Origin of the sequence: Pseudomonas brassicae, assembly GCF_010671725.1 — a bacterium.
Classification (GTDB): domain Bacteria; phylum Pseudomonadota; class Gammaproteobacteria; order Pseudomonadales; family Pseudomonadaceae; genus Aquipseudomonas; species Aquipseudomonas brassicae.
This window is the reverse complement of sequence record NZ_JAAHBU010000105.1, coordinates 1-11,067: the sequence shown is the minus strand read 5'-3', so window position 1 is coordinate 11,067 and position 11,067 is coordinate 1. Positions and strand designations below refer to the sequence as shown.

Below are 11,067 nucleotides of genomic sequence, written 5' to 3'. Positions count from 1 at the left end.
TACGGCAGGATGCCCTTCATGTACCAGCCGGCGACGATGGTCTGCCCGAGCATCAGCGCCAGCAGGATATAGCGGCGCATCGAGCCGACCCAGCGCCAGCGGGCCTTGGGGCAGCTCGCGCTGCTCGGGGCGGCGGCGCGTTGGTGCGGCCGGGTGACCCGGCGCCAGGCGCGGATCAGGATGTTGGTGCGCCACGGCTCGGGGATCACCCGGGTGCGGCGGATCGGCGGCGTGGCCTTGAGGCACACGCGGCCGCTGGCATCGAGGGCGAGCATCTCGGCCTCTTGCATTTCTGCCGCGCTGTCCAGGGTCAGGCGGCTGCCCACCGACCCTTGCACCGCGCCGTTTTCCCCGCTCGGCGGCTGCGCCGACAGACGTCGGTGCAGCTCGCTGAACGATGTGCAGGTGGCGAGTTCCGCGCGCTGCTCGTCGCTCAGGGGAAGGTGGGCCAGGTACTCGCCAAGCGATTCTGGCCGTTCTGAAGAATTACTCATCGGCAGGCAACTGATAGCTCCAGGTCTCGGTCAGCACCTGTTCGGTGGTGGCCGGTGCCCCGGTGGTGGAGGCCGCATCGGCGGCTGGCGGCTGGGCAGGTTTTTCCTGCTTGGCGTGCTTGGCGGCGGCCTTGTCCTGCTTGGCAGGCTTGGGTGGCTCGACCGGCACGTCGCGCAGCAGTGCGGCACGCATTTCGGTCGCCTTGCCCGGGTCTTTGACCTTCAGCCGCAGGGTCAGGCGCCAGCCTTTGATTTCAGGGTTGTAGCGCAGGTTGTTCTCGACCACTTCGGCATTGTCGTCGGTGGTCACCTGGCTGCGCACGTTGGCGTCTTCCGGCAAGGCGGCCAGCACCGGGCCTTCGAAGTCGACCAGGAAGGCAACGCTGCCGTCCGGCTGACGGATCAGGTTGGACTGCTTGACGTCACCGGTGGAACGCAGGGTCTGCTTGACCCAGCCCAGGTTCGGCGCATGGAACGCGGATTCGTCGATGGTCCAGTGCAAGCGGTAGTCGTATTCGAACGGCACGCCCGGCTCCGGCAGTTTTTCCGGGCTCCAGAAGGCCACGATGTTGTCGTTGGTTTCATCGGCAGTCGGAATCTCGACCAGGTCGACGGTGCCCTTGCCCCAGTCGCCACGTGGCTCGATCCAGGCGCTCGGGCGCTTCTGGTAGTTGTCGTCGAGGTCTTCGAACTGGCTGAACTCGCGCTGGCGCTGCAGCAGGCCGAAGCCGCGCGGGTTCTCCACGCTGAAGTTGCTCACGGCCAGGTGTTTCGGGTTGTTCAGCGGGCGCCACAGCCATTCGCCGTTGGCCGCCTGGATCGACAGGCCCTCGGAGTCATGCAGGGCCGGACGGTAGTTCGGCACCTTGGACGGCTGGTTGCCACCGAACAGGAACATGCTGGTCAGCGGGGCGATACCCAGGCGGCTGACGTGGTCGCGCAGGAACACCTTGGACTTGACGTCGACAATGGTGTCGCTGCCCGGGCGCAGGGTCAGCTTGTAGGCACCGGTGGAGCGCGGCGAATCAAGCAGCGCATAGATCACCAGGTGCTTGTCGCTGGCCTTGGGCTTCTCCACCCAGAACTCGGTGAAGCGCGGGAATTCCTCACCCGACGGCAGCGCGGTGTCGATGGCCAGGCCACGCGCCGACAGGCCATACACGTGGCCCTTGCCGACCACGCGGAAATAGCTGGCCCCCAGCAGGGTCATGATCTCGTCCTGCTTGTCGGCCTTGTTGATCGGGTACAACACGCGAAAACCCGCGTAGCCGAGCTTGTCGGTGGCCTTGGGGTCGAACTGCACGTCACCGAAATCGAAACGGCTCGGGTCGTACTTGATCTCCTGGACCGAGGTGGCGGTCACTTCGTTGATGCGTACCGGCGTGTCGAAGTGCATGCCCTGGTGGTAGAAGGACAGCTTGAACGGCGTCTTGTCCTTGGCCCACTCGGCCTTTTCCTGCAGGAAGCGGATCTTCTGGTAGTCGGCGTACTTCATGTCGCGGAACACGGCCGGCAGGTTGCTCTTGGGCGCTTCGTACTTCTGCCCGGCCAGGTCTTTGGCCTTGGCCGCTACATCGTCCAGGTTGAACGCCCAGAGCTGGCCGGCGCTGAGCAGGCACACCAGTGCAGAGGCTGCCACGAAGGCTTTGCGCAGCCGATTGCCAGGAGTTCTTGGTGCAGTAAAGGGACTAACAATCACGAGCAACCCTCGCCGAAAACAGATCAAAGAACCAACGGCCAGCGACGTATGCCGGGTTGGCGAGCACTGTTCGGACTCCGAAAGGGCACAATGATTCCCCAAACGGTTCCGGACGATGCTCAAGTCAGAGTAAAAAGGACCTGCGAACGCAGGCCCACATTTCGCGCGATTATCCAGCAGGCCGCGTTACAACGCATCAGGCCCAAGCAACTATTTATGTAAAAAACCCCTGCTTTCATGCTGGCAGGGGGCTTTTTACCTTCATATTTGTAACATAAATGTTACGGGGCCATCATTCACCAGGTGGACCTGCATGTCCGCACCAAATCGACCGCTGGCTACCGCCGCATGCTTGAGGCGTGCCTGGGCCAGCAGGTAGTCGAACAACTCAGCCCCGAGGGCCGGTGGCGCGGCGCTGGAAAAGCTCGGGCGCAGGCCACTTTGCGTGTCGGCCGCCAGGGTGAACTGCGACACCAGCAGCAGGCCGCCGCCGATGTCCTTGAGCGACAGGTTCATCTTGCCCTGCGAGTCGCTGAATACCCGGTAATTGAGCAGCTTGTGCAGCAGCTTGTCGGCGTGTGCCGGGGTGTCGCCGGGCTCGACCGCGACCAGCACCAGCAGGCCCTGGTCGATCGCCCCGACAATTTCACCGTCCACTTCTACCCGCGCGCCACGCGCGCGTTGCAGCAGCCCCTTCACGCTTCGTCCAGCGGCAGGTCCAGCAGGCGCCGGGCCATCTGATCGGCAGCGCGTACCAGTGCGTCGGTGATACCCGGTTCGGACGCGGCGTGGCCGGCATCGCGGATCACCTTGAGCTCGCTGTTGGGCCAGGCCTGGTGCAGTTCCCAGGCGTTGTCCAGCGGGCAGATCACGTCATAGCGGCCATGCACGATCACCGCTGGCAGGTGGGCGATGCGCGGCATGTCGCGGATCAACTGGTCGGGTGCCAGGAACGCATTGTTCATGAAGTAATGGCATTCGATACGCGCGATCGACAGCGCACGCTGCGGCTCGGAGAAGCGATCGACCACCAGCGGGTTGGGGCGCAGGGTGGCGGTACGGCCTTCCCAGGTGGACCAGGCCTTGGCCGCGTGCATCTGAGCGATCTGGTCGCTGCCGGTAAGACGCTTGTGGAAGGCCTTGACCAGGTCGTCACGCTCGTCGGCCGGGATCGGCGCGATGTAGTCCTGCCAGTAGTCGGGGAACAGGCGGCTGGCGCCGGCCTGGTAGAACCACTCGATTTCTTGCGGGCGGCACAGGAAGATGCCGCGCAGGATCAGCCCGTGCACGCGCTCGGGGTGGGTTTGTGCGTAGGCCAGCGCCAGGGTCGAGCCCCAGGAGCCGCCGAACAGCACCCACTTGTCGATGTTCAGGTGCTTGCGGATGCGCTCGATGTCTTCGATCAGGGCCTGGGTGGTGTTGTTTTCCAGGCTGGCGTGCGGAGTGGAACGGCCACAGCCGCGCTGGTCGAAGGTGACGATGCGGTACAGGTTGGGGTCGAAATAGCAGCGGCTTTGCGCGTCGCAGCCGGCCCCCGGGCCACCGTGAATGAACAGCACGGGCAGACCTTCCGGCGAACCGCTCTCATCGACATACAGTACATGCGGTGCTTCCACGGCCAGATCGTGCCGGGCGTAGGGTTTGATCTGCGGGTACAAGGTCTGCATTACGCACTCCGTGTGGGGAAATAGTCTGCCGTTGGGCATCATAAACCCGAAATGCGCTTTGAGCATGTACCTGTGTTCGGCTTTAGTGCCCCTTCGCTGGCAAGCCAGCTCCCACAGGGACAGCGCCGCCCCAGAGAGCATTGCCATTCCTGTGGGAGCTGGCTTGCCAGCGAAGGCGGCGCCGCGGTGTCAGGCCGGGTAGCGCTCGCGCGCCCACCCCAGCATCGCCACCAGCATCTGCTCCAGCACCCGCTGCGTGGGCTGCGCCAGATCGTCGCGGTAGGCGAACGGCGCCACCTCTTCCATATACCTGCACTGCGCCAGCTCCAGCTGAACCGCATGCACATGTTCTGCCGGGTTGCCGTAATGCCGGGTGATATGCCCGCCCTTGAAGCGCCCGTTGAGCACATGACTGTACCCTTCGGCTTGCGCGCATACACCCTTGAGCCGCTGGGCCAACTGCTCATCGCAGCTGGCGCCATTGAACGTGCCGATGTTGAAGTCCGGCAGCGTGCCGTCGAACAGGTGCGGGATCACCGAGCGGATCGAATGCGCGTCCCACAGCAAGGCATAGCCGAACTGTTCACGCAGGCGCGCCAGCTCGGCAATGATCGTGTCGTGATACGGCCGCCAGATGCCTTCCAGATAGCCGGCGCGCTCCTGCGCCGACGGTGCCAGCCCGTCCTTGAACAGCGGCTCGCCCTCGAACAGCGTGGCCGGGAACAGCCCGGTGGTCGCACCGGCATACAACGGCTGATCGTCCTCGGGACGGTTCAGGTCGATGACGAACCGCGAATACTCCCCCACCACCACGCTCGCCCCAAGTTCACGGGCAAAATCGTACAGGCGCGGGATGTGCCAGTCGGTGTCCGGCAGGTCCGTGGCCGCATCCACCAGCCCGGCCTCGACCGCCGGGGTCAGCTTCAGGCCGGCGTGCGGAATGCTGACCAGCAGCGGCAGCGTACCCTGATGAAAACTCACTACCTTATCCATGCAGCCTCCGCTCAATCAGTCAGTTCAACGCCGTGGCGTACCACGCGCTTGTGCAGGTCGCCGCCCAGCCAGTAGGCCAGGTCGGCCGGCCGCTCGATGTCCCAGGCGACGAAGTCGGCCACCTTGCCCACCTCCAGCGAACCGTGGCTGTCGCCCAGGCCCAATGCCTTGGCGGCATGCACGGTGACACCCGCCAGGGCTTCTTCCGGAGTCATGCGCAACAAGGTGCAGGCCATGTTCAGCATCAGGCGCAACGACAACGCCGGCGAAGTACCGGGGTTGAGGTCGCTGGCAATCGCGATCTTCACCCCGTGCTTGCGCAACGCGTCCATCGGCGGCAGCTGGGTTTCACGCAGGTAATAGAACGCGCCAGGCAACAACACCGCCACCGTGCCGGCCTCGGCCATGGCGATGGCGTCATCTTCGTCCATGAACTCCAGGTGATCGGCCGACAGCGCCCGGTAGCGCGCCGCCAGGCTCGACCCATGCAGCGACGACAGCTGTTCGGCGTGCAGCTTGACCGGCAGGCCCAGCTCACGCGCCTTGAGGAACAGCCGCTCGACCTGCGCCGGCGAAAACGCCAGGTACTCGCAGAACGCATCCACTGCATCCACCAGCCCCTCGGCGGCCAGCGCAGGCAGCATCTGCTCGCAGACATGATCGATGTAATCGTCGGCGCGCCCGGTGTATTCCGGCGGCAACGCATGGGCGGCCAGGCACGTGGTGCGTACCGTCAGCGCCAGTGTCTCGCCGAGCCGGCGCGCGACCCTGAGCATCTTGCCTTCGTTGGCCAGGTCCAGCCCGTAGCCGGACTTGATCTCCAGCGTGGTCACGCCATCGCGCATCAGTGCCTGTACCCGGCGCAGGGCGCCGGCATACAGCTCATCTTCGCTGGCCGCGCGGGTGGCGCGCACGGTACTGGCGATGCCGCCGCCCTGGGCGGCGATCTCGGCATAGCTCACGCCCTGCAGGCGCTGTTCGAACTCACCGCTGCGGTTACCGCCGAACACCGCGTGGGTGTGGCAGTCGATCAGCCCGGGCGTGACCCAGGCGCCGCCCAGGTCCACCGTGCTGTCCGGTGAAAGGTCTGGCAGCGCACGGCGTGGGCCGACCCAGTCGATGCGCCCGCCGGACGTGACGATGGCCGCGTCCTCGATGATCGAATAGGCGCCGTGCGCCATGCTTGCCACATGGCAGTGCTGCCAGAGGGTTTTCATGCACAGTCTCCGAAGCTATTGAGGGGTCGACACCGGCTGCGTCACCGCACCGCGCGGCTTGCACCACAGCCAGTAGGCGCCGACCAGGAACACCACCCATGCCACGCCCACCAGCAGCGCTGCCTGGGTGTCGGGGAAGTAGCCCAGCACGCCGAACACGAACAGCATGAAGGCGATGGCCGCGATCGGCCCATACGGCCAGAACGGCACCGGGAACTTCAGTTGCGCGACTTCCTCACGGCTCATGCTGCGGCGCATGGCCACCTGGGTCACCAGGATCATCAGCCACACCCACACCGTAGCAAAGGTGGCGATGGAGGCGATCAGCAGGAACACGTTTTCCGGGATCAGGTAGTTGAGCACCACGCCACCGAGCAACGCAGCGCCCATCACCAGCACGGTCATCCACGGCACGCCGTGGCGCGAGATCTTGGCAAAGCCCTTGGGCGCGTGGCCCTGTTCGGCCAGGCCGTACATCATGCGCCCGGCACCGAAGATATCGCTGTTGATGGCCGACACGGCCGCCGAGATCACCACGATATTGAGCACCGTGGCCGCCGAGCCGATCCCCAGGTTGCTGAAGATCTGCACGAACGGGCTGCCCTGGCTGCCGATCTGCGGCCAGGGGTACAGGCACATCAGCACGAACAGGGTCAGCACGTAGAACAGCAGGATGCGCAGCGGCACCGCGTTGATCGCCTTGGGGATCACGCGCTGCGGGTCCTTGGCTTCACCGGCGGTGATACCGATGATCTCGATGCCGCCGAAGGCAAACATCACCACCGCGAACGAGGCAATCAGGCCGCCGACGCCATTGGGCATGAAGCCGCCGTGGTCGAACAGGTTGCTGATGCCCACCGTACTGCCCGCGTCGGCATTGGCCAGGCCGAAGGCCATGATGCCGAAGCCGGCCAGGATCATCGCGACGATCGCGCCGACCTTGAGCAGCGACAGCCAGAACTCCATCTCGCCGAATACCTTGACGTTGCACAGGTTGAGGCCACCGATCAGGAACACGATGCCCAGCACCCAGATCCAGCGCGCCACCTCGGGGAACCAGAAGCCCATGTAGATGCCGAAGGCCGTGACGTCGGCCAGGCACACGATGATCATTTCAAAGGCGTAGGTCCAGCCCAGCACGAAGCCGGCCATGGGCCCCAGGTAAGTGCTGGCGTATTTGCCGAACGAGCCGGACACCGGGTTGTGCACGGCCATTTCACCCAGCGCGCGCATGACCATGAACACGGCCGCGCCGCCGATCAGGTAGGCCAGCAGTACCGCGGGACCGGCCATCTGGATAGCCGCGGCAGAGCCGTAGAACAGCCCGTGCCGATGGCCGAGCCCAGTGCCATGAATCGAATATGCCGGGCCGTGAGCCCGCGCTTGAGACCTTGTGCTTGAGATTGCATTTTCGCGTTCCTGTTTTTTTTGTAGGCGAAAAGCAGCACGAACCCGGCTGGGTCGCGCGGCAGACGGCTGGCCTGCACGGCCAGCCGTGGCGTCAGAGGCTAGGCAGCACCTTGGCCGGCAGCAGGCCGGTCAGCGTGCCTTCGGCCAGCAAGGCGATGGCCGCCTCGATATCGGGGGCGAAGAAACGGTCCTTGTCGTAGTGGGCGACCTTGCCACGCAGGGCCTGGCGGGCCTGCTCCAGTTTCGGCGAGGTCTTGAGGCCGGTGCGCAGGTCCAGGCCCTGGCAGGCCGCCAGCCATTCCACGGCCAGCACGCCACGGGTGTTTTCAGCCATTTCCCACAACCGCTTGCCGGCGGCCGGGGCCATCGACACGTGGTCCTCCTGGTTGGCCGAGGTGGGGATGCTGTCGACGCTGTGCGGGTGCGCCAGCGCCTTGTTCTCGCTGGCCAGCGCGGCCGCCGTGACCTGGGCGATCATGAAGCCGGAGTTGACCCCGCCATTGGCCACCAGGAACGGCGGCAATTGCGACATGTGCTTGTCCATCATCAGCGAGATGCGGCGTTCGCTCAGCGAACCGATCTCGGCGATGGCCAGGGCCATGTTGTCGGCGGCCATGGCCACCGGCTCCGCGTGGAAGTTACCGCCGGAGATCACGTCCCCTTCCTTGGCGAACACCAGCGGGTTGTCGGACACCGCGTTGGCCTCCACCACCAGCACCTCGGCAGCCTGACGCAACTGGGTCAGGCAGGCGCCCATCACTTGTGGCTGGCAGCGCAGCGAGTACGGGTCCTGGACCTTGCCGCAGTCCTTGTGCGAGGCCGACACCTCAGTGCCGTCGCCCAACAGGTCGCGGTAGCAGGCGGCCGAATCGATCTGGCCACGCTGGCCACGGGCCTGGTGAATGCGCTCGTCGAACGGCGAGCGCGAGCCCAGTACCGCTTCGACGGTGAGGCTGCCGCAGGCGACTGCCGCGGCAAACAGGTCTTCGCCTTCGAACAGGCCGCGCAGGGCATAGGCAGTGGACGCCTGGGTGCCGTTGAGCAAGGCCAGGCCTTCCTTGGCGGCCAGGGTCAGCGGCTCCAGGCCGGCCACCGCCAACGCTTCGGTAGCGGATAGCCATTGGCCTTTATGGCGGGCCTTGCCTTCGCCCAGCAACACCAGCGACATGTGCGCCAGGGGCGCGAGGTCGCCCGAAGCACCGACCGAACCCTTGAGCGGGATGTGCGGGTACACCTGGGCGTTGATCAGCGCGATCAGCGCGTTGATCACCTTGCGCCGGATGCCGGAGAAACCACGGCTCAGGCTGTTGACCTTGAGCACCATGATCAGGCGCACCAGCGCGTCGTCCAGTGGCGCGCCGACGCCGGCGGCGTGGGACAGCACCAGCGAGCGCTGCAGGTTTTCCAGGTCGCAGCTGGCGATGCGGGTCGAGGCCAGCAGGCCAAAACCGGTGTTGATGCCGTAGGCGGTACGGTCTTCGGCAAGGATCTGCTCGACGCAGGCCACGCTGTCTTCGATCTGCTGGTCGGCGCTGGCGTCCAGTTGCAGGGTCAGCGGTTGCTGGTAGATCGCACGCAGCTGAGCCAAGGTCAGGGTGCCAGGCTTCAGGGTCAATTGGGTCACGTTATTGCTCCGTCTCGAAAGGCGTTCACGCCTGTCATGAATTCAGTATCAACCAGTGCGCACCAATCAGCGCGTGATCATCGGCAGGTTCAGGCCCTGCTCTTTCGCGCAGTCGATGGCGATCTGATAACCGGCATCGGCATGGCGCATCACGCCCGTGGCCGGGTCGTTGTGCAGTACGCGGGCAATACGCTCGGCGGCTTCATCGGTACCGTCGCACACGATGACCATGCCCGAGTGCTGCGAGAAGCCCATGCCCACACCACCACCGTGGTGCAGCGAGACCCAGGTCGCACCGCTGGCAGTGTTGAGCAAGGCGTTGAGCAGCGGCCAGTCGGACACCGCATCGGAGCCGTCCTGCATGGCTTCGGTTTCACGGTTGGGGCTGGAGACGGAGCCGGAGTCCAGGTGGTCGCGGCCGATCACGATCGGTGCCGACAGCTCGCCGCTGCGTACCATTTCGTTGAACGCCAGGCCCAGCTTGGCGCGCAGGCCCAGGCCGACCCAGCAGATACGTGCCGGCAGGCCCTGGAAGCTGATGCGCTCGCGGGCCATGTCCAGCCAGTTGTGCAGGTGCGCGTCGTCGGGGATCAGTTGCTTGACCTTGGCGTCGGTCTTGTAGATGTCCTGGGCATCGCCCGACAGCGCGGCCCAGCGGAACGGCCCCACGCCACGGCAGAACAGCGGGCGGATATAGGCTGGTACGAAGCCTGGGAAGTCGAAGGCATTGGCCACGCCCTCTTCCTTGGCCATCTGGCGGATGTTGTTGCCATAGTCGAAGGTCGGAATGCCCTGTTTCTGGAAGTCGAGCATGGCCTGCACGTGCACGGCCATCGACTGCTTGGCAGCCTTGACCACGGCAGCCGGCTCGGTCTGCGCACGGTCGCGGTACTGTTCCCAGCTCCAGCCGGCCGGCAGGTAGCCGTTGAGCGGGTCATGAGCGCTGGTCTGGTCGGTGACCATGTCGGGGCGCACGCCACGCTTGACCAGCTCTGGCAGGATCTCGGCAGCATTGCCCAGCAGCGCGATGGAGATGGCCTTGCCTTCGGCGGTGTACTTGGCAATACGCGCCAGCGCGTCGTCGAGGTCGGTGGCCTGTTCGTCGACGTAGCGGCTGCTCAGGCGGAAGTCGATGCGGCTCTGCTGGCATTCGATGTTCAGCGAGCAGGCGCGGCCAGGGTCGCGGCCAGTGGCTGCGCGCCGCCCATGCCGCCCAGGCCGGCGGTGAGTACCCACTTGCCCTTGAGGCTGCCGTTGTAGTGCTGGCGGCCGGCTTCGACGAAGGTTTCGTAGGTGCCCTGCACAATGCCCTGGCTGCCGATGTAGATCCAGCTGCCGGCAGTCATCTGGCCGTACATGGCCAGGCCCTTGGCATCCAGTTCGTTGAAGTGTTCCCAGTTGGCCCAGTGCGGCACCAGGTTGGAGTTGGCGATCAGTACGCGCGGGGCGTTGCTGTGGGTCTTGAACACGCCGACCGGCTTGCCGGATTGCACCAGCAGGGTCTCGTCGTCGTTCAGGTGGGTGAGGCTCTCGACGATCTTGTCGTAGCACTCCCAGTTGCGTGCGGCGCGGCCGATGCCGCCGTACACCACCAGCTCTTTCGGGTTCTCGGCGACTTCCGGGTCGAGGTTGTTCATCAGCATGCGCAGCGGCGCTTCGGTCAGCCAGCTCTTGGCGGTGAGCTGGGTGCCGCGGGCGGCGCGGATTTCGACGTCACGGAATTTATTGTGCTTGTTCGTCACGTAAGGGCTCCTCGAGCGAAAGGCGAATTCGGGATGGCACTGCCATGGGTGCAATACAAACACACATTTACTTGTATGTACAAGTACAGGCAACCAAAAAACCATCACAGTGACGTCGACCTTTCGGGCGCCTTCGCTGGCAAGCCAGCTCCCACAGGTTGCCCACTGCACTGGAGTGCAACGCCGTACCTGTGGGAGCTGGCTTGCCAGCGAAAGGCTGC

Annotated in this window: 6 protein-coding genes and 3 pseudogenes; all 9 read right to left on the bottom strand. The window is 65.0% G+C overall.

Annotation, left to right across the window (positions count from 1 at the left end; translation table 11 throughout):
* Positions 1-494: pseudogene (locus G3436_RS08940) on the bottom strand (glucans biosynthesis glucosyltransferase MdoH); the annotation flags it as partial.
* Positions 487-2,193 (bottom strand): glucan biosynthesis protein, encoded by a 1,707-nt coding sequence (locus G3436_RS08935; RefSeq protein ID WP_163943752.1) that lies wholly within the window; start codon positions 2,191-2,193, stop codon positions 487-489. The gene G3436_RS08935 and the pseudogene G3436_RS08940, both read right to left, overlap by 8 nt.
* Before the next feature lie 261 nt (positions 2,194-2,454).
* Positions 2,455-2,892: a D-aminoacyl-tRNA deacylase gene (gene dtd / locus G3436_RS08930; RefSeq protein WP_163943749.1), complete on the bottom strand. Its 438-nt coding sequence runs from the start codon at positions 2,890-2,892 to the stop codon at positions 2,455-2,457.
* Positions 2,889-3,860 (bottom strand): prolyl aminopeptidase, encoded by a 972-nt coding sequence (pip, locus tag G3436_RS08925; protein ID WP_163943745.1) that lies wholly within the window; start codon positions 3,858-3,860, stop codon positions 2,889-2,891. The genes dtd and pip overlap by 4 nt, the downstream gene beginning before the upstream one ends.
* A 189-nt stretch (positions 3,861-4,049) precedes the next feature.
* Positions 4,050-4,853 (bottom strand): N-formylglutamate deformylase, encoded by an 804-nt coding sequence (gene hutG / locus G3436_RS08920; RefSeq protein WP_163943743.1) that lies wholly within the window; start codon positions 4,851-4,853, stop codon positions 4,050-4,052.
* Positions 4,854-4,864: 11 nt separating this feature from the next.
* Positions 4,865-6,070 carry an imidazolonepropionase gene (gene hutI / locus G3436_RS08915; protein WP_163943740.1) on the bottom strand — a complete coding sequence of 402 codons (1,206 nt, stop codon included), beginning with the start codon at positions 6,068-6,070 and terminating at the stop codon, positions 4,865-4,867.
* Positions 6,071-6,085: 15 nt separating this feature from the next.
* Positions 6,086-7,479: pseudogene (locus G3436_RS08910) on the bottom strand (amino acid permease).
* Positions 7,480-7,571: 92 nt separating this feature from the next.
* Entirely contained in the window at positions 7,572-9,104 is a 1,533-nt protein-coding gene (gene hutH, locus G3436_RS08905) for a histidine ammonia-lyase (protein WP_163943737.1), read from the bottom strand.
* Between the two features lie 66 nt (positions 9,105-9,170).
* Positions 9,171-10,846, bottom strand: a pseudogene (gene hutU / locus G3436_RS08900) (urocanate hydratase).
* Positions 10,847-11,067: the final 221 nt, after the last annotated feature.

Coding starts and splice junctions, on each gene's coding strand:
- hutI (WP_163943740.1), bottom strand. CDS start 6,070: ATGAAAACCCTCTGGCAGCACTGCCATGTGGCAAGCATGGCGCACGGC.
- pip (WP_163943745.1), bottom strand. CDS start 3,860: ATGCAGACCTTGTACCCGCAGATCAAACCCTACGCCCGGCACGATCTG.
- hutG (WP_163943743.1), bottom strand. CDS start 4,853: ATGGATAAGGTAGTGAGTTTTCATCAGGGTACGCTGCCGCTGCTGGTC.